This is a genomic window from Aggregatibacter valvarum (genome assembly GCF_980468985.1).
The window spans coordinates 469,122-487,244 of the sequence record NZ_OZ413141.1 but is presented as its reverse complement, the minus strand read 5'-3'; the positions used below and the strand labels follow the sequence as shown (position 1 = coordinate 487,244).

Below are 18,123 nucleotides of genomic sequence, written 5' to 3'. Positions count from 1 at the left end.
CAAAATCTTGCGAAAGAAGGAAAAGTGATTATGAAACAATCTCTTCGTCATCAGAAAATTGTTGAGCTGGTCAAACAAAAAGGCTATTTGAGCACAGAGGAATTGGTGGCTTTATTTGGTGTGAGTCCGCAAACCATTCGGCGAGATTTAAATGAACTGGCGGAAACCAACTTTATCCGCCGTCACCACGGTGGTGCAGCCTCGCCTTCTACAGCGGAAAATAGCGATTATCACGATCGCAAACACTTTTTTTCTCAAGAAAAAAACCGTATCGCAAGACAGGTTGTACAGCTCATCCCAAACGGTGCATCGTTATTCATTGACATCGGCACCACCTCCGAAGCCGTTTCCTTTGCATTATTAGGGCATCAACGATTACGCATTGTGACCAACAATCTTAATGCCGCACACATTCTGATGCAAAATGATTCCTTTGATATTACCATCGCCAGTGGCTCCCTACGCCAAGATGGAGGCATTATCGGCGAATCCACTGTGGAATTTTTATCGCAATTTCGCTTAGATTTTGGCGTGTTAGGCATTAGCGCCATTGATTTAGACGGCACCTTATTGGACTATGATTATCACGAAGTGCAAGTGAAACGTGCCATTATTGATAATTCCCGCAACACCTTATTAGTCACCGATCATTCTAAATTTAGTCGCCGCGCGATGGTGAAACTGGGTTCAATTACGGATGTCGAATACGTTTTCACCGACGCAGATGTGCCGTCAGGCATCGATGAATTATTAAAAAATAAAAACGTCAATCTTGTGATTTGTTAATGCGACATCCTCCCCTAGAAATTCGGCGAGACACGCAGAGAAAATAGCCATAAAAAAGACCGCACTTTTTATCAAGTGAGGTCTTTTTCTTTGGTGCTTTTATCGTCTAACCTTTCTTATCTAACAAACGAATATAACGTGTTGCCGATAACCATGCGCCGATATAGCCCATCATCATGCAAACAATCAGCAAGAAAAGAAATTCGGCAAAACTGAGGCCGTTTAAATGAAAACTCACGGCGAAAATGTCCGTCACATATTTCACCGCACCGGTGAAATAGCCAATCACCAAGCTACTAAAAATCGCCGCCAAAATGCCACCTAACACCGCATAAATCATGCCGGTATAAAGAAATGGACGAAGGATAAATTGATCGGTCGCACCGAGCAATTTCATCACTTCAATGTTCGCTTGATTGCTGTAAACGTCAGCACGAATGCTGTTGCCAATCACCAAGAAAACCGCAACCGCCATTAACAGGGTACAGAAAATCGCCACATGCGCCACTAACCACGTTAGTGCGGTCAGTTTTTCCAGCCAATCATTGTCCAAACGGACCTCTTGAACACCTTTGATTTTATCCAAGTTTTCCCGTAATTCATTGCGCTTTTGCGACTCGTTAAAGGCTTTGGTTGGTTTAATCATCACCACCGCCGGCAATGGATTGTCATCTAACACGTCCAGTTCTTCGTTAAAACCCGACCATTGACGAAATTCGCTTAAGCTTTCCTTGCGGGAAATGTAATTGAGCGATTCTACGCCCTCTTGCTGACGGATTTTTTCCACCACCAAATTGGCATCCTCTTCCGACAAGTTTTTATGTAAATACACGGTCAGTTCGCTTTCTGGATAAAACTGCGTGGTGGCGTCATGAATATTTTTCCAAAGCAGGTAGCTTACAGTTGGAATCGTTAATGATACAGCGATCACTAACACGGTGATGAGCGTGGCAAATTTACGTTGATATAAATCGGCAAACACGGCACGCAGGGAATACAGGGCTTGGGCGCCAAAAGGCAAACTAAAACGACGAGAATTCATGTTACCTCCTAACGCAAATAACCTTGCTCAAGCACAAGGCAAGGCTTCGGTTTTTGTTGAACAATGCTAATGTCGTGCGTGGCAATTAAGACGGTCATGCCAAGACGATTAAACTCTTCAAATAAATTGAAAATCTCAAAAGACAGTGCGCTGTCTAAATTGCCGGTCGGTTCATCGGCTAACAATAATTGCGGTTTATGCACGATAGCGCGGGCAATATCCACCCGTTGTTGCTCACCGCCCGACAAATGCGCCGTGGAATGATGCGCGCGATCACGCAATCCCACACGATCCAATGCCGCCAACGCACGGCTATTGGCATCTTTCGGATGTTGTCCGGCAATAATTAACGGCAGTGCCACGTTATCCAAGACGGAACGATCCGACAATAAGCGATAATCTTGATGCACCATGCCGATTTGACGGCGTAAAAACGGCACTTCATGGCGAGATAAACGGGTAATGTCGTGCCCGTTAAACCAAATTTGCCCGCCATTGGCACGCTCCATGCCCATAATTAATTTCAGCAGCGTACTTTTCCCCGCACCGGAATGCCCCACCAAGTAGGTCATACTCCCAACCGGTAAATGAAAGCTTAACCCTTGCAGCGCCGGTTTCCCGCCCAAATACGCTTTACTCACATTTGCAAATCGAATCATTTTTCTTCTCTAAAAAAAACACGTCATTTTTGAACCGCACTTTATTCCTCTTCATGAGCAAATAAAGCGTCAATAAATTCTTCTGCGTTAAATTCGCGTAAATCTTCAATTTTTTCACCTACGCCGATATAGCGGATCGGCAAATTAAACTGGTCGGCAATGGCAAAAATCACGCCGCCTTTGGCTGTGCCATCCAATTTAGTTAAGCTGATGCCGGTAAGCCCAACGGCTTCGTTAAATAACTTGGCTTGGCTAATGGCATTTTGACCGGTGCCCGCATCCAGGGTGAGCATAATTTCATGCGGTGCACTTTCATCGTATTTTTTCATCACGCGCACGATTTTCTTCAGCTCGTCCATCAAGTTATTTTTATTTTGTAAACGACCGGCGGTATCGGCAATAAGCACATCAATATTGCGCGCCGCCGCTGATTGCATCGCATCAAAAATTACCGATGCCGAATCGGAACCGGTACTTTGCGCCACCACCGGAATGTGATTACGTTCGCCCCACGCTTGCAACTGCTCTACGGCTGCCGCACGGAAAGTATCGCCCGCTGCCAACATGACAGATTTGCCTTCCATTTGGAATTTACGCGCCAGTTTGCCGATGGTAGTGGTTTTCCCCACACCATTCACGCCCACCATTAAAATCACATAAGGCTTTTTGCTGCTATCAATACGTAATGGTTGCGCTACCGGTTTTAAGATCTCGCCCATTTCCAGTTTAAGTTGTTGGTATAAGGTATCCGCGTTTTGTAACTGCTGACGGGTCGCATGTTGCGTTAAGTTGTTGATAATTTTTGTGGTTGTCGGCACACCGATGTCGGCAATAAGCAGTTGTTCTTCCAATTCTTCAAACAATTCATCATCGATTTTTTTACCAAGAAAGAAACTGCGGAAGCCTGCCCCAATATTTTGTTTGGTTTTCACCAAACCTTTGAGTAATCGACTAAAAAAGCCCCCTTCGCTTGGTTTTTCCTGTGTTTCTACCATGTCGGCAACCGCGCTTTCTTCTTCGTGTTCTTCCGTTTCCACGACAGATTCATCTTCAATATCCACCGCACTTTCGACTTGTACTTCTGCTTCGTTCTCAGAAAGTGCGCTTGAATTTTCCAGCGTTTCTTCAATAGATTGAGTTGACTTATCTGATGGCGCAAGCGTCCACGCTTGTGCCGTTAAGTTTTCCTCTTGAGCGGTCTCTCCCTCAACTGATGGCGCACGCTTCACAGCGTGTGCCCCATCATTTTCCGATTGAGTACTTTCAGATTGCGATTCATGAAGTTCAGGCACAAGCGTGGACGCTTGCGCCATCAATGTGTTTTCTTCTTCGTGTTCTTCCGTTTCAACGACAGATTCATCTTCAATATCCACCGCACTTTCGACTTGTACTTCTGCTTCGCTCGCAGAAAGTGCGGTTGTTTTTTCCACCGTTTCTTGCACTTCAGATTCATTAGGGAACTGTTCTTTTGATTCCGGTTCTTTCGATTCCGTTGATGCTTCCTGTTTATTTTTGCCTAATCCGAACCAAGACCAAAATCCGCCTTTTTTCTTTTCATCTGACATAAATTGCCCACTCTTGTTTAAACTTGATAAAATGCCGCTCATTCTAGCAAAAAAACACATCATTTTCCTGCCGATTTATATGAAAAAAGCAACAACACAACAAAGCACAAAAGGCGAAGTGCGCATTATCGCCGGTTTATGGCGCGGGCGAAAATTGCCTGTGCTACCCTCCCAAGGCTTGCGCCCTACCGGAGATCGTGTAAAAGAAACGCTATTTAACTGGCTAATGCCCTACATTGTTGACAGTGAATGCTTAGACTGTTTTGCCGGTAGCGGCTCTCTTGGCTTTGAAGCGCTTTCGCGCCAAGCGGCAAAGGTGATGTTTCTAGAATTGGAAAAAGCCGTGGCGCAGCAGTTAAGCAAGAATATTCAAACCTTGAAATGTGCCGATCGCGCGCAAGTGGTAAATCAAAATAGCCTGCACTTTTTAAATCAGCCACAAAATCAACCGCACTTTGATCTGGTCTTTCTCGATCCGCCCTTTCATTTTAATTTAGCCGAGCAAGCCATAGCTTTATTAGCGCAAAACAACTGGCTGCGTCCGCAAGCCTTGGTTTATGTGGAAACGGAAAAAGGCAAAAATCCGAACGTACCGGAAAACTGGCATGTATTAAAACAAAAAGACAGCGGGCAAGTGAGTTATCGACTCTATCAAGTTGAAAATAGGGTAGTCTGACTAAACGCCGTTATTCAGAACGTGCCTAAACAAAAACGCCGCACTCAATCTGGTTTACCATGTGAGGGCGGCATCCGTTTAGTTAAGAAAAGTACGCATTATTTTGCTAAGCATTGTGTGTAGCTGTCTGCGGTAAATTGAAGGAACGCGGCATAAGAATTAACACCTAGTTTAACCGCATCGCCCATCGGATCAAGGCGGCCGACATTTACTTGTGTCCCTTTGCTTAAACTTTCAATCACTTTTGGCGTGAACTGTGGTTCGGCAAATAAGCAGTTGACTTTGTGTTCGGCAATTTCTTCTTTAATTTTTGCCAAGGTTTTTGCACCCGGTGCCACCAATGGATTAATGGTGAAATAACCGGTTTGATTTAAACCATAGGCTTGGTTGAAATAACCGTAAGCATCGTGGAACACATAGAAACCTTTATCTTTTACGCTTTCCAATTGTGTTTTGATTTTCGCGCTTTGCTCATCTAAAGTGCGGTTAAACTCCGCCACGTTTTTTTCAATCTGTTCTTTTTTCTCCGGATATTGTTTGATCAGTTTTGCCGCAATGCGTTGCGCAACGGATTTACTGATGTCCGGAGAGTACCAAACGTGCCAATTTACGCCTAAGTCTTCATGATCGTGATCATGATGATGTTCATGTCCGGCATGTTCATGTTTGTGTTCCTGTTCTTCGTGTTTATGCTCATGTTTCTCGTGATCGTGGTAATGTCCTTCGTGGGCATGATCCTCATGGGCTTCGCCTTCGCCATGATGATGGTGATGATGTTCGCCTTTTAATAAAAACGGTTCAATGGCAGCAATGTCTTTGATGGTTAAGACTTTTTTATAGTCAAGATCATCAATGGATTTATCTAAAAAGGCATCCACATCTTCGCCGATCCAAACGACCATTTCGGCAGATTTGAGCTTTTGCACATCGGAGGGTTTTAAGCTGTAATCATGTGGTGACGCACCGGCAGGCACCAAGACTTCCGTGTCGGTAATGCCGTCGGCAATCGAGGAGGCGATAAAACCTAAGGGTTTAACAGAAGTTACGATGGTTGCAGAAGCCACGGCGGAGAAAGAAAGAATCGCTGCGGCAATTGCCGTTTTTTTCAAACCTTGTACAAATTGAGTCATTGTATTTCCTTTTATAATGGGACAGATAAATTGAACAAAACGCGACTAGGTTACTCTTTTTTTGTTTAGATGACTATCTTTTTTTATGAAAAAAAATAAGTCAGTCTTTTTTCTGTAATAACTTATCAATGACACGAGAAACTGCAAAAAATCCAAACGTCGCCGTAATCATCGTTGCCGCACCAAAACCATTGGCGCAATTCATGGTGGCTGACATAGAACAGCTTTCGCCCATTTGAGGGAATATCAGTGGCTGAGTCGAAAATACCGCCTCAATGGCGAACTTCCGTTTTGGATTTTGCGTGAAATGATAATCCTTGCGTAAAACTGACCGCACTTTTGCCAACAGCGGGTCTTGAATGGTGCGACTTAAATCGGCAATTTGAATTTGGCTTGGATCCGTTTGCCCGCCGGCGCCCCCCACGGTGATAATGTTGATTTTATGGCGTTTACAGTAGGCAATTAACGCTGCTTTTGTTTTGACATTATCAATGGCATCAATGACATAATCATACTCAGCACGAAGGTATTGGGATAAATTCTCCGCAGAAATAAAATCATCAATGACATTGACATCGCATTCGGGGTTAATCAATTTCACCCGTTGTTGCATGACCTCTGTTTTGAGCTGACCGATATTGCCTGTCAAGGCATGAATTTGGCGATTGATATTCGTGACACAAATATCATCCATATCAATCATCGTAATTTTACCCACGCCTGAGCGAGCGAGCGCTTCCACCGCCCAAGAACCCACACCGCCAATGCCAATAACACAAATATGCGCTTGGCGTAAACGGGTTAAAGCCTCGGTGCCATATAAACGACCGATACCGCCGAAACGTTGTTCGTAATTATCCACACGCGCCATTAACGTAATACCCAAACGCGACCATAATGTTTTGACAAGCCGGCAATATGCCCTGCCTGATCGCCGATACCACGATATAAATCGAAATGGTGTCCGTTCACCGCACCGCCTACATCTAATGCCACCATCAAATGCAGTTTATGTTCTCCCGTCCAGTTCCCACTATTGTCAATTTGTGGCACTTCGACGAGCAATACACTGCCTAACGGAATCACACCACGGTCAGAAGCCACCGAGGCCATTGGCACTAACGGCACACCTGCCGCGCCCTTCACTTTGCCATGCGGATCATTTTTAAAGAAAACATAAGACGGATTACGTTCGAGCAAACCTTGAACCCGTGACGGATTTGCATTCGCCCAATCACGAATCGCCTGAATAGACATTTTTTCTTTCGGAATCTCGCCGTCTTCCACCAACAAACGTCCCACGGCTGCATACGGGTAACCATTTTGACCGGCATACGCAAAATAATTCAAATTGCCTTCACCAAAATCGACATAACCACTGCCTTGTACGCCAAGCAAGAAGTTATCGATCATGGAATCACTATACGCCAGTTCTAATCCTTTGCCTTTCAATGCGCCGGCATAAATTTCAGCGCGGGAAAAACGTTTTTGTGCCGGAAGCGCATAAATCGGTTGGTTATATTTACCTTGCTGTGTGCGGCGAGCATGAATCACCGGGGAATAATAGCCCGTCATTAACACGTTTTGATAGCCGTCAAAGCCTTTCATCACTTGTGGATTAATGCCGAAATCAGTAAGTTTGCTCACATTGGCACCGGCTAATACCCACGCGGTGATTTTTTCATAGGTCGGCGCAAAATTGCGGCTCAGTTTGCCGGAGTACGTATTGACATTAGAAAGTTGTGTCAAAAAATCGCCTTGATTTATGACCGCACTTTGATTTTCCACACGAGATACCGGGCTAAAGATTGCTTGTTGATAGGTGCGTCCTTTGTATATCGCGCCGAATTTTTGCGGATCAATATCCGTGCTCGTTGATTGAGCGCTGCGTTTTGAAGTATTTTGATGTTCCGTTGGTGAACACCCGGCTAATATCACCGCCACGGAAAGCGCTAGAAGTTTATAAAGAGAAGATTGATTCAATCGCATACACAACATCCTAGGATAAACGAAAAATAAAGGCCGAATTCTACCCTAATTTCGCTTGAATGAACACGGGGAACATCCAAGCACATAAAGTGCGGTCGTTTTTTCCGACAAAATAGGCGCGTGTATGCGATAAAGTGTCCTTTTGACTATTGCAACCAGAAGAGGTAACCGAAGGTCGCGATAACAAAGATACACACGATATTTAAAAGAATACCGGCTCTGACCATTTCACTTTGTTTCACTTCACCGGTACCGAACACAATGGCATTCGGCGGTGTTGCCACCGGCAACATGAAGGCACAGGAAGCCCCTAACCCGATGATTAAGGCTAAACCAATTTCCGGCATACCAAGAGATTGTGCGATAGAAATGAAGATCGGCACTAACAAGGCTGCACTGGCGGTGTTGGAGGTGAATTCTGTTAAGAAAATAATGAACGCAGCAACCAATAAACCGATGAGATAGAAGTGGCCACCTTCAATCAGGAATACGATGCCGTCAGCCAAGATTTTGCTTGCACCGGAATTTTTTAATACAGCACTTAAGGTTAAGCCGCCACCGAAGAGCATTAATACGCCCCAATCGGTGTTGTCTTGAATTTGCTTCCAGTTTGTTACGCCGGCAACACAAAGGATAACCGCGGCAGATAAAGCAATCACACTATCGAAGCTGGCAATTTTCCCCTCTAATCCTAATGCGCCTGCAAGAATCGGATTGATTTGGCTACTGAAAACCCAGCTCAATGCAATAAAGACGAAAATCGCTAAGGTAACCCAACGTTGTTTATTCATTGGAATGGCTTCAAATTGTTGGTCAAAACGAATATTGAGTTTTGGTTTGAAGACAATATAAAGCGTGCCAATCATCATTGGCATAAGAATTAACATAATCGGCAAGCCATACCATAACCAATCAGCGAAGGTGAGGTGTAATTGCGTTGCAACGATGTTGTTTGGCGGGCTTCCCACTAAGGTTCCCATGCCGCCGATGCTGGCGCTATAGGCAATCCCTAACAGCACGAACACATAGGTGTTATGTTCTGAATTACGATCTAAACGGCTGAGTACGCCCATGGCAAGGGGTAACATCATGGCCGCTGTTGCTGTGTTACTGACCCACATGGACAAAAAGGCGGTAACGGAGAATAAATACATGACCGCAACAAATAAATTGCCTTTTGCCAACGCCATAATTTTGTTGGCGATCATTTTATCTAACTGTTGAATATGAAGTGCGGTGGCTAAAGCAAAGCCTCCGAAGAATAGAAAAATATTCGGATCGGCAAAGGTCGCCAGTGCCGTACTGGTTTTGACTAATCCTAAGAAAATGGCAAGTAGCGGAACAATTAACGCCGTGATCGTGACGTGTAAGGCTTCCGTTAACCACAAAATGGCAACCAAAGCCAATAATGCCAACCCACCATTGGCATTTTTATCAAAAGGCAGTGTATTGAGTAAGACAAAAAAGAGAATAACTGCAGAAATCAAGATAATCACGCGCTTGTTGATCCCATTTTTATTTAGTGTTGTGCTGCTCATGGTTTCATCCTTTTAAATAAAATAGAAGATCGACATATTGCCTAACAATGTAAACAATATGTTAGAAAACTATCATTGTATAAATAAAAAGCAACGCCTTTTTTGTGGATTTGTGAAGTAGCGCAAAAAAAAGTGCGGTTGAAATAATAAAAATTTCAACCGCACTGAGGAGAATTTAATGCTTCCGTCTATTCTTGTTCCGGATCGTCTAAATCTAACGGCTCTTGCGACAGAATAATGCCGGTTAAATCGGCATAAACAAAATCTTCCGGGAAGAAGGTTACCCCACCAAAGTTGACCGGAACATCGGTTTCGCCATGATTGCTTTCATCCGCACCCACCGGAATTGGGGCTAACGCATGAATGCCGATGTCGATATTTTCCAGTTGTTGAATTTGACGAACCGCACCATAAACGATGATGCCTTCCCAATGATTATCTGCCGCTAATTGTGCGAGTTCCGCATCAATTAATGCACGGCGTACTGCACCGCCGCCATCAACGACTAACACGCGTCCTTCACCGTTTTCTTCTAAAATTTCAGCAATTAACCCGTTATTTTCAAAGCATTTTACGGTGGTGACTTTGCCATAAAAAGAACTTAATCCGCCGAAACTTGAGAAAACAGGTTCGACAACATCGACTTGATCGAGATAAATATCGCAAAGTTCAGAAGTATCAATGTACATAAAAGACCCTATTTTTAAGATAAATACTGCGAGCTAGTATAGTCCGTTTCAGCCTAGAAGCAAGCCCAAACTAAATAGCCCATTGATCAGTAACGCAATCAGCGACATTTGCGCTAACATCGGGCGTAAGGCTACCGGCTCTTTATGAGAGAAAACAAAATAAGCATGTTTGAACAAGAGCGGATAAGTGAGCAAAAAGACGAAACTCAACGGATTACGCAAATTCATGAGGGCAAACAAAAGATAAAACAAGGCGGCAATAGAAAGCAGCAAGCAATGATAAACCCGCCCATTATGTGGACCTAAGCGTACGGCAAGGGTGTTTTTACCTGCTTTGCGATCTTGTTCAATATCACGCAAGTTATTGATATTTAATACGGCTGTCGCAAGTAAACCACTGGCAATGGCAGGAAGTAAAATGACAGTAGAGATATCATGTACTTGAAGATAATAGGTGCCGCCGATGCCCAATAGCCCAAAGAAAATCAACACGGAAATATCGCCTAAGCCCAAATAGCCGTAAGGCTTACTGCCCACGGTGTAGGTGATAGCCGCTACAATGGCAAGTATGCCGAGAAGGGAAAAGGCGATTAAATCGCTTACATTTTGATAAGCCATGCCGATTAAGAGTACGCCACAAAGGAAACTTAAGGCGATCATGACATAAAGCCCTTTTTTCAGTTGTGTTGCAGAAATGGCGCCTTGCTGAATGCCGCGTAATGGCCCGATACGTTCTGCCGTGTCGGAGCCTTTTTGGTGATCACCGTAATCATTGGCGAAGTTGGAAAGAATTTGCAGAAATAACGTGGTGAGTAAACATAACACCGTGATTCCCCAATGGAAACTGCCCGCCCAATAGGCAAGCGCGGAACCGGTTAAAATGGTTGCCAAGGCTAACGGCAGGGTTTTTGGACGCGCTGTTTCAATCCACATTTTTATTGTATTTTTTGTCATAATGGCTACTCGAATAACGAAAAATAAGGCGATTTTTTACCGCACTTTTAGCTAAAATAGGCGCCATTCTACAAGGTTATTTTGCAGATTTTAACTGTTTTAAGGAAAATATGTCCGATTCTCTCATCTTGCAGCCTGTGGCTGTGATTCACACCCCTTACAAAGAAAAATTTTCCGTACCGCGTCAACCTAATTTAGTGCAGGATGGCACAGGCATTGTCGAATTGTTGCCGCCCTATAACCAAGTGGAAGCCATCCGCGGTTTAGAGCAATTCAGCCACCTTTGGCTGATTTTTCAATTTGATCAAATTCCGCAAGGCAAGTGGCATCCTACCGTGCGCCCGCCACGTTTAGGCGGCAATCAACGGGTTGGCGTGTTTGCCTCGCGCTCGACACATCGCCCGAATCCGATTGGTTTATCCAAAGTCGAATTGCGCCACATAGAATGTAAAAACGGCAAGGTGTTGTTACATCTCGGCGCCGTGGATTTAGTGGACGGCACGCCTATTTTCGACATCAAACCTTATCTGGCCTACGCCGACAGTGAACCTGACGCGATTTCCGGTTTTGCCCAAAGCGAACCGGAACCGTTGCTGCACGTGGAATTTACTGCAGAAGCGGAAAGTGCGGTCAAAAAACACAGCAAAAACCGACCGCACTTTGATCTGCACCCCAAAACCTGGACACCTATTTTGAGGTGCAGATTATGTCTTACTCTTATCAATTTCGTTTAGAAATTATCAAACTCGTCACCGAACAGGATTATGGTATCCGTGAGGTGGCTAAACTTCATAACATTCCCCATTCTGCCGTCATCTATTGGCTAAAAGCATTTCGGGAAAGAGGGATTGATGGCGTAAAATCGCCTTATACAAACCTTCAAACACCGAAAATAGTGAAGTCAAAAATGAAAAAGAAAGACATTGAAATCCCGGAAACCACAGACTTTTCACCTAAAGCGTTTAAAAAGTTACAACGAGAACTCGCCTTGGCTCGTGCGGAGATTGCTTACCTAAAGGAGTTGGAGAAGCTCGACCGTCAAAAACAACGACAGAAAAAAGAAAAATCATTGAAAGATTGAAGCCGGACCACGCGTTAAATGATTTACTTCATGTGGCTAAAATGCCTCGCTCAAGCTTTTACTATAAAGAGATTAAGCGAAATTATCACGAGGTAAAAGAGACTATCTTATCGCTGTACAAAAAGAACAGAAAACGAGATGGTTATCGCCCCATGACGTTTAAATTACGCCAAATGGGTTTTCATTTGAATCATAAAACGGTGTTAAAACTGATGAACGAGTTAGGTATTCATTCCATTTTACGTAAGAAAAGACATGGAAAACGAGGAAAAACATCGCATATTGCCCCGAATTTGCTGAATCGTGACTTTACAGCAACGGCACTCAATCAAAAATGGGTAACGGATGTAACGGAATTTCAGGTTGGGCAAGAAACGCTTTATTTTTCACCGTTGATGGACTTGGCTAACCGAGAAATTATTGCCTATAACTTTGCAACACGCCAGAAGTTTTCATTGGTAAAAAAGATGTTAGAACAAGGGCTTAGTAGGCTTAAACCGACAGAATGCCCGATTATTCATAGCGACCAAGGCGTATTATATGGCTCGGCGGAATGGGTAAAGATGTTGGAGGGTAAAGCGGTGCAAAGTATGAGCCGCCGAGGAAATTGCTACGATAATGCGGTGATTGAAAGCTTTTTTGCAATATTAAAATCAGAGTGCTTTTACTCTCGAACTTATCATTCAATTGCTGAATTACAGGCTGAAATTGAAGAATATTTAGTGTATTACAACCAAAAACGAATTAAACTTGCTTTCAAAGGATTGAGCCCGGTGCAATACCGAGCTCAATATTTAAGTTAACTAACCTGTCCAACTTTTGGGGGCAGATCACTTACAACGTTTTATTACCGAGGTGATCCAACAAGATCCCCGCCCGGCGTATCAACAAGGCAAAGCCACCGATCGCCTTTACGGCATTTCGTTGTATGACTTGAATGTGAAATGGCGGATTAAAGCGGATACGGTGGATGTGGCGGAAATCGTGCAAATTGAAACCTTAATAAATCATCAGGAAGATTAATCTGCGAGCTTCTTGAAGTGTATTTCTAATGCGAAATATTTTAAATTTTCACCGCACTTTTTTCACATGTCTATTCACTGAGTCCTGCTAAAATCGAACATTCCGGGCAGTCGTTGCCTTGGCAGTTGTCATGCCAGCGTTGGAGTTCAGCCACCATTTTTTGTAGTGCCTGAATTTGCGCGTTGAGGGTTTCGATATCTTGTGCCGTAAGTTGTTTTACTTCACGGCTGTTGCGATGCGGGTTGTCTTGTAATTCAAGTAATTGGGCGATTTGTTGCAGGGAAAAGCCCACGTCTCGTGAGTGGCGGATAAAACGCAAACGGGCGAGATCGTTTTCTTCATAGTAGCGATAACCTGAAAGGGTGCGTGTACCGGCTTTGAGTAAGCCGCGTTTTTCATAATCGCGGATTTGTTTAGCAGATAAGCCGGTGAGTTTGGCTGCTTGACTGATATTCATAAAAAGTGTTTGACCTTAACCTAACGTTAAGGTTTATAGTAATCTTAACGACAAAAATCGGCAAGGTTTAACTTAACAAAGGAGCAAATGATGCAAAACGTAACCTTAAAAATTGATGGCATGACCTGTGGTGGTTGTGTGAAAAGTGTGACTCGCGTATTGAGTGAATTAGATGGCGTGGTGCAAGCTGACGTCAGTTTGGAAAAAGCGCAAGCGGTCGTGAGTTTTGATGAAAATAAAGTGCAACCTGCCGCGTTGGTAGAAGTGGTAGAAGATGCCGGGTTTGACGCGGCAGTAGTGTAGATTTTGCATTTATCCGGCGTTCATTTTCTGAGATGCGCTATGATTACTAATAAGCACAAACACAAGTACAAGCGTGGACGCTTGCGCTAGCCGTCTTTAATATCGATGATAAAAAATATTTCCAAAACCCACCGCACTTTTCTGGGAAAGGACATAAAAAAAGAGGATGTTATGCAAAAAGTCTCTATTCAAATTGGTGGTATGACGTGCCAGTCGTGCGCCAGTCGGATTGAAAAGGTGTTGAATAAAAAGGATTTTGTGCAACAAGCCGGCGTCAATTTCGCCAGTGAGGAAGCACAGGTTACTTTTGATGAAAAGCAAACTTCCGTTGAACAACTGATCCAAATTATTCAAAAAACCGGTTTCTCCGCCCAATTAAAGCAAGAACAGGCAGCATTGCCGCAAGAACGTAAACTCTCGTGGCGTTTGATCTTGTTATGGCTGATTAACGTGCCGTTTTTCATCGGTATGCTCGGCATGATGCTGGGGCGACATGATTGGATGTTACCGCCGATGTGGCAAATGGTGTTAGCCACGATTGTGCAATTCGGCTTGGCGATTCCCTTCTATAAAAGCGCTTGGGGTAGCATTAAAGGCGGTTTGGCGAATATGGATGTGTTGGTCAGTCTTGGCACGCTCACCATTTATTTTTATTCCGTCTTTATGCTGTTTTATCTGCCGCATATGAGCCATGCACACGGCTCGGCAAATATTTATTTTGAAGCCTCCGTCATGGTGTTAGGGTTTGTGAGTTTGGGAAAATTCTTAGAAGATCGTACCAAAAAGCACAGCCTAAATAGCCTAGGTTTATTGTTGCAGCTGACACCAAAACAAGTGCACGTGCAACGCCACGGCGAATGGCAAACCGTGCCGTTAAATCAAATCCAAGTGGGCGAACGGTTACGCGCCAACCAAGGCGAACGCATTGCCGCCGATGGCGTGGTGGAAGAAGGTTCGGGTTGGTGTGATGAAAGCCATTTAACCGGCGAATCCGTGCCGGAAATGAAAAAATTGGGCAGCCACGTGTTGGCCGGCGCGATGGTGACGGATGGCAGTTTGGTTTATCGTTCGCAACAGCTTGGCAGCCAAACGTTGCTTGGCGATATGATGAACGCCCTTTCTGAAGCGCAAGGCAGCAAAGCGCCCATTGCCCGTTTTGCCGACAAAGTGGCGGCGGTGTTTGTGCCAACGGTGATCGGCATTGCCTTGCTGACGTTTTTACTCACTTGGTGGCTTCAACAAGATGTAGTGACAGCATTGATTCATGGCGTTGCGGTGTTGGTGATTGCCTGCCCTTGTGCGTTGGGCTTGGCGACGCCGGCAGCGATCATGGTGGGCATGGGTAAAGCCGTGAAGCAGGGCATTTGGTTTAAAGATGCCGCTGCCATGGAAGAAGCCGCCCATGTGAATGCGGTGGTGTTGGATAAAACCGGCACGCTTACAGAAGGTAAACCGCAAGTGGTCGCTTTTTGGCAGGCGCAAAGTGCGGTCTATTCTGAAGATGAAATTTATGCCTTAACCGCCTCCATTGAACAAAGCGCGACACATCCGCTGGCAAAAGCCCTTGTGCAAGCGGCAGAGATGAGAGGCGTAGTGTTGCCTGCGGTGCAACATATTCAGGCAGAGGTGGGGCAAGGCATTCAAGGTGAGATTGAACATATTGGCACGGTGAAAGTGGGGAAACCTGCCTATTGCAATTTGACGTTACCGACCGATCTTGATCCCATATGGCAGATCGCCAGCATTGTGGCGGTTGCCGTAAACGATCAGCCCATTGCTGCCTTTGCGTTAGCAGATACCTTAAAAGCGGATAGTCAAAAGGCGATTGAACGCTTAAAAGCAGACAATATCGACGTCTATATCATGAGCGGCGATAATCCAAATGTGGTGCAATACATTGCCGATCAGCTTGGCATTCAACATGCACAGGGCAATATGTCACCACGGGATAAAGCAAGTGCGGTTAAACTTCTCCAAGAAAATGGCAACGTGGTCGCCATGGTGGGGGATGGCGTAAATGACGCACCGGCACTGACTGCGGCAAATGTGAGCTTCGCTATGCACGATGGTGCGGATGTGGCGCAGCACAGTGCGTCGGCAACCCTGATGCAGCATTCGGTCAATCAGTTGGTGGATGCTTTGTTGATTTCTCGTGCAACCTTGAAAAATATTAAACAAAATTTATTTTTTGCGTTTATTTATAACGTGTTGGGCATTCCGTTAGCTGCATTGGGTTTGCTCAGCCCGGTGGTTGCCGGCGCGGCGATGGCGATGAGTTCGATTTCCGTGTTAAGCAATGCGTTACGTTTGAAAAAGGTAAAAATTGCCTAAGTCGCGTGGCTTAGCATAAAAACGTAACGAATCTCGCTAAAAACTGCTATATTACAAGCCGTTATATTCTCAATATTGAAAGGAGAAAATATGTCTATGCAGGTTTTGCTTTCAAACCAAGCGGCTTCGGCGGCTTGGGGTGAAAAGGCACTCATCAGTTTTAATGAAGATAAAGCGACTCTTCATTTAACCGATTTTTCCGACCGCACTTCCATACAAAAAGCCGCGCGGAAGTTACAAAATCAGGGGATTTCTGATGTTGCGTTAAGCGGGGAAGGCTGGCAGTTGGAAAGTTGTTGGGCGTTTTATCAAGGTTTTTACAATGCGAAAAAGCAGTTTAAACTGCAGTTTCCGACGCTATCTTCCGAGCAACAACGAGAGCTAAGTTATCGCATTCAATGCGGCGATTTCGTGCGAGAAATCATTAATTTGCCGGCAGCCATTTTAACGCCGGAAGAGCTTGCTCAACGCGCCGCAAAGTTTATCGGGCAGATGGCAGAGCAAGCTGCGAAGCAAAGTGCGGTCAGTTTTTCCATCGTTTCTCGAGAAGCCTTGCTGGAACGAGGTTATCATGGTTTATGGCAAGTGGGGAAAGGCTCGCAAAATCTGCCGGCCATGTTGCAGTTGGATTTTAATCCAACCGGCAATCCGGACGCGCCGGTGTTGGCCTGTTTGGTGGGCAAAGGCATTACGTTTGACAGTGGTGGCTACAGCATTAAACCGAGTGATGGTATGAGCACCATGCGTACGGATATGGGCGGCGCCGCGTTATTGACGGGGGCGTTAGGCTTGGCGATTTTGCGTGGTTTAAATCAACGGGTGAAATTATTCCTTTGCTGCGCAGAAAACTTGGTGAGTAGCCGCGCCTTTAAATTGGGTGACATTATCCAATATCGTAACGGTGTCAGCGTAGAAATTCTTAATACGGATGCCGAAGGGCGCTTAGTGTTGGCGGATGGTTTAATTGATGCGGATGCACAACAGCCTCAATTTATTGTGGATTGTGCGACCTTAACCGGTGCGGCAAAAGTGGCGGTAGGCAATGATTATCACAGCGTGCTATCCATGGATGATCAGTTGGTCGCCGATTTATTCCGTTCTGCCGAGCAAGAACACGAGCCATTTTGGCGCTTGCCTTTCGCGGAATTACATCGCGGACAAATTAAAACGGCGTTCGCTGACATTGCCAATACCGGCACGGTTCCGGTGGGCGCAGGTGCGAGCACCGCAACCGCATTTTTATCTTATTTCGTCAAAAATTATCAACAACATTGGTTACACATTGATTGTTCCGCCACGTATCGCAAAACCCCAAGCGACTTATGGGCGACCGGTGCGACCGGTATCGGTGTGCAAACCCTTGCCAATTTATTATTAGCTAAAGCAAAACAACAGTAAGAGGATGTGAAATGAGCTTACAACGAACGTTATCTATTATTAAACCGGATGCCGTAAAGCGTCATTTAATCGGCGCGATTTTGGCGCGCTTTGAGCAACAAGGATTCAATATTGCCGCCGCGAAAATAGTTCAGTTGAACAGAGAACAAGCAGAAGGCTTTTACGCCGAACACCAAGGCAAACCTTTTTTTGAGCCATTAGTGGAATACATGACTTCGGCACCGGTATTCGTGAGCGTGTTAGAAAAAGAAAACGCGGTGCAAGACTACCGCACTTTAATGGGAACAACCAATCCTGAAACGGCAGCAGAAGGCACGATTCGTCGTGATTTTGCATTAAGTCAACGGGAAAACTCCGTGCATGGTTCCGATAGCCCGGAAAGTGCGGCGCGTGAGATTGCTTATTTCTTTGCCGCGGAAGAAATCTTTTAATCTTGCATGGCAGTCAACCCAAAGAAAAACGGATTAGCTTATTAGGCTAATCCGTTTTTTGATCGATGTGG

General features: G+C 44.9%; 18 protein-coding genes and 2 pseudogenes. 10 read left to right on the top strand and 10 right to left on the bottom strand.

Annotated elements, in window-relative coordinates:
• Positions 1–30: 30 nt before the first annotated feature.
• Positions 31–786, top strand: a complete 756-nt coding sequence (locus AC30SF_RS02270) for a DeoR/GlpR family transcriptional regulator (protein ID WP_209363155.1) — start codon at positions 31–33, stop codon at positions 784–786.
• 106 nt (positions 787–892) lie between these two features.
• Here AC30SF_RS02270 and ftsX read toward each other — a convergent pair whose 3' ends face one another.
• The 3 genes from ftsX to ftsY are packed head-to-tail and all read right to left on the bottom strand — an operon-like array spanning position 893 to position 4,052.
• Positions 893–1,828, bottom strand: a complete 936-nt coding sequence (gene ftsX / locus AC30SF_RS02265) for a permease-like cell division protein FtsX (RefSeq protein ID WP_311461068.1) — start codon at positions 1,826–1,828, stop codon at positions 893–895.
• An 8-nt stretch (positions 1,829–1,836) separates the two neighbouring features.
• A complete protein-coding gene (gene ftsE / locus AC30SF_RS02260) occupies positions 1,837–2,487 on the bottom strand; it encodes a cell division ATP-binding protein FtsE (protein ID WP_021615710.1) in 651 nt (216 codons plus the stop codon).
• Between the two features lie 41 nt (positions 2,488–2,528).
• On the bottom strand, positions 2,529–4,052 hold the full coding sequence (ftsY, locus tag AC30SF_RS02255) for a signal recognition particle-docking protein FtsY (protein ID WP_489607428.1): 1,524 nt from the start codon (positions 4,050–4,052) through the stop codon (positions 2,529–2,531).
• Between the two features lie 79 nt (positions 4,053–4,131).
• Between ftsY and rsmD the strand changes: the two genes are divergently transcribed.
• Positions 4,132–4,728 (top strand): 16S rRNA (guanine(966)-N(2))-methyltransferase RsmD, encoded by a 597-nt coding sequence (gene rsmD, locus AC30SF_RS02250; RefSeq protein ID WP_489608301.1) that lies wholly within the window; start codon positions 4,132–4,134, stop codon positions 4,726–4,728.
• A 98-nt stretch (positions 4,729–4,826) separates the two neighbouring features.
• Here rsmD and znuA read toward each other — a convergent pair whose 3' ends face one another.
• The 6 genes from znuA to AC30SF_RS02220 form a co-directional block, all read right to left on the bottom strand.
• On the bottom strand, positions 4,827–5,858 hold the full coding sequence (gene znuA, locus AC30SF_RS02245) for a zinc ABC transporter substrate-binding protein ZnuA (protein ID WP_489607427.1): 1,032 nt from the start codon (positions 5,856–5,858) through the stop codon (positions 4,827–4,829).
• Between the two features lie 100 nt (positions 5,859–5,958).
• Positions 5,959–6,729, bottom strand: coding sequence for a tRNA cyclic N6-threonylcarbamoyladenosine(37) synthase TcdA (tcdA, locus tag AC30SF_RS02240; RefSeq protein ID WP_489607426.1), 771 nt, complete (start codon positions 6,727–6,729; stop codon positions 5,959–5,961).
• Entirely contained in the window at positions 6,729–7,847 is a 1,119-nt protein-coding gene (gene mltA, locus AC30SF_RS02235; protein WP_489607425.1) for a murein transglycosylase A, read from the bottom strand. The genes tcdA and mltA overlap by 1 nt, the downstream gene beginning before the upstream one ends.
• Positions 7,848–7,993: 146 nt before the next feature.
• Positions 7,994–9,385, bottom strand: a complete 1,392-nt coding sequence (locus AC30SF_RS02230; protein WP_489607424.1) for a DASS family sodium-coupled anion symporter — start codon at positions 9,383–9,385, stop codon at positions 7,994–7,996.
• A 188-nt stretch (positions 9,386–9,573) separates the two neighbouring features.
• Positions 9,574–10,074, bottom strand: coding sequence for a ribonuclease E activity regulator RraA (gene rraA, locus AC30SF_RS02225; protein ID WP_209363166.1), 501 nt, complete (start codon positions 10,072–10,074; stop codon positions 9,574–9,576).
• A 48-nt stretch (positions 10,075–10,122) separates the two neighbouring features.
• Positions 10,123–11,028 (bottom strand): 1,4-dihydroxy-2-naphthoate polyprenyltransferase, encoded by a 906-nt coding sequence (locus tag AC30SF_RS02220; protein ID WP_489607423.1) that lies wholly within the window; start codon positions 11,026–11,028, stop codon positions 10,123–10,125.
• A 110-nt stretch (positions 11,029–11,138) separates the two neighbouring features.
• Between AC30SF_RS02220 and tsaA the strand changes: the two are divergent.
• The 4 genes and pseudogenes from tsaA to AC30SF_RS02200 form a co-directional block, all read left to right on the top strand.
• Positions 11,139–11,687: pseudogene (tsaA, locus tag AC30SF_RS02215) on the top strand (tRNA (N6-threonylcarbamoyladenosine(37)-N6)-methyltransferase TrmO); the annotation flags it as partial.
• A gap of 47 nt (positions 11,688–11,734) precedes the next feature.
• On the top strand, positions 11,735–12,109 hold the full coding sequence (locus AC30SF_RS02210) for a transposase (protein ID WP_489607422.1): 375 nt from the start codon (positions 11,735–11,737) through the stop codon (positions 12,107–12,109).
• Entirely contained in the window at positions 12,106–12,912 is an 807-nt protein-coding gene (locus AC30SF_RS02205; RefSeq protein ID WP_489607421.1) for an IS3 family transposase, read from the top strand. The genes AC30SF_RS02210 and AC30SF_RS02205 overlap by 4 nt, the downstream gene beginning before the upstream one ends.
• 28 nt (positions 12,913–12,940) lie before the next feature.
• Positions 12,941–13,132, top strand: a pseudogene (locus AC30SF_RS02200) (tRNA (N6-threonylcarbamoyladenosine(37)-N6)-methyltransferase TrmO); the annotation flags it as partial.
• A 70-nt stretch (positions 13,133–13,202) separates the two neighbouring features.
• On the opposite strand, the gene AC30SF_RS02195 reads toward AC30SF_RS02200, so the two are convergent.
• The gene (locus AC30SF_RS02195) at positions 13,203–13,589 is read right to left on the bottom strand and encodes a MerR family transcriptional regulator (RefSeq protein ID WP_489607420.1); all 387 of its coding nucleotides are present in this window, start codon (positions 13,587–13,589) and stop codon (positions 13,203–13,205) included.
• 90 nt (positions 13,590–13,679) lie between these two features.
• On the opposite strand from AC30SF_RS02195, the gene AC30SF_RS02190 reads away from it, so the two are divergent.
• The 4 genes from AC30SF_RS02190 to ndk all read left to right on the top strand — a co-directional run bounded on the left by AC30SF_RS02190 (position 13,680) and on the right by ndk (position 18,052).
• On the top strand, positions 13,680–13,892 hold the full coding sequence (locus tag AC30SF_RS02190; RefSeq protein WP_489607419.1) for a heavy-metal-associated domain-containing protein: 213 nt from the start codon (positions 13,680–13,682) through the stop codon (positions 13,890–13,892).
• A gap of 171 nt (positions 13,893–14,063) precedes the next feature.
• A complete protein-coding gene (locus AC30SF_RS02185; RefSeq protein ID WP_489607418.1) occupies positions 14,064–16,223 on the top strand; it encodes a heavy metal translocating P-type ATPase in 2,160 nt (719 codons plus the stop codon).
• Between the two features lie 96 nt (positions 16,224–16,319).
• Complete coding sequence (pepB, locus tag AC30SF_RS02180; protein WP_489608300.1) at positions 16,320–17,621, top strand: aminopeptidase PepB; 1,302 nt, start codon at positions 16,320–16,322, stop codon at positions 17,619–17,621.
• Positions 17,622–17,632: 11 nt separating this feature from the next.
• Positions 17,633–18,052 (top strand): nucleoside-diphosphate kinase, encoded by a 420-nt coding sequence (gene ndk, locus AC30SF_RS02175; protein ID WP_489607417.1) that lies wholly within the window; start codon positions 17,633–17,635, stop codon positions 18,050–18,052.
• Positions 18,053–18,123: the final 71 nt, after the last annotated feature.

Coding starts and splice junctions, on each gene's coding strand:
- AC30SF_RS02270 (WP_209363155.1), top strand. CDS start 31: ATGAAACAATCTCTTCGTCATCAGAAAATTGTTGAGCTGGTCAAACAA.
- ftsX (WP_311461068.1), bottom strand. CDS start 1,828: ATGAATTCTCGTCGTTTTAGTTTGCCTTTTGGCGCCCAAGCCCTGTAT.
- ftsE (WP_021615710.1), bottom strand. CDS start 2,487: ATGATTCGATTTGCAAATGTGAGTAAAGCGTATTTGGGCGGGAAACCG.
- ftsY (WP_489607428.1), bottom strand. CDS start 4,052: ATGTCAGATGAAAAGAAAAAAGGCGGATTTTGGTCTTGGTTCGGATTA.
- rsmD (WP_489608301.1), top strand. CDS start 4,132: ATGAAAAAAGCAACAACACAACAAAGCACAAAAGGCGAAGTGCGCATT.
- znuA (WP_489607427.1), bottom strand. CDS start 5,858: ATGACTCAATTTGTACAAGGTTTGAAAAAAACGGCAATTGCCGCAGCG.
- tcdA (WP_489607426.1), bottom strand. CDS start 6,729: ATGGCGCGTGTGGATAATTACGAACAACGTTTCGGCGGTATCGGTCGT.
- mltA (WP_489607425.1), bottom strand. CDS start 7,847: ATGCGATTGAATCAATCTTCTCTTTATAAACTTCTAGCGCTTTCCGTG.
- AC30SF_RS02230 (WP_489607424.1), bottom strand. CDS start 9,385: ATGAGCAGCACAACACTAAATAAAAATGGGATCAACAAGCGCGTGATT.
- rraA (WP_209363166.1), bottom strand. CDS start 10,074: ATGTACATTGATACTTCTGAACTTTGCGATATTTATCTCGATCAAGTC.
- AC30SF_RS02220 (WP_489607423.1), bottom strand. CDS start 11,028: ATGACAAAAAATACAATAAAAATGTGGATTGAAACAGCGCGTCCAAAA.
- AC30SF_RS02210 (WP_489607422.1), top strand. CDS start 11,735: ATGTCTTACTCTTATCAATTTCGTTTAGAAATTATCAAACTCGTCACC.
- AC30SF_RS02195 (WP_489607420.1), bottom strand. CDS start 13,589: ATGAATATCAGTCAAGCAGCCAAACTCACCGGCTTATCTGCTAAACAA.
- AC30SF_RS02190 (WP_489607419.1), top strand. CDS start 13,680: ATGCAAAACGTAACCTTAAAAATTGATGGCATGACCTGTGGTGGTTGT.
- AC30SF_RS02185 (WP_489607418.1), top strand. CDS start 14,064: ATGCAAAAAGTCTCTATTCAAATTGGTGGTATGACGTGCCAGTCGTGC.
- pepB (WP_489608300.1), top strand. CDS start 16,320: ATGCAGGTTTTGCTTTCAAACCAAGCGGCTTCGGCGGCTTGGGGTGAA.
- ndk (WP_489607417.1), top strand. CDS start 17,633: ATGAGCTTACAACGAACGTTATCTATTATTAAACCGGATGCCGTAAAG.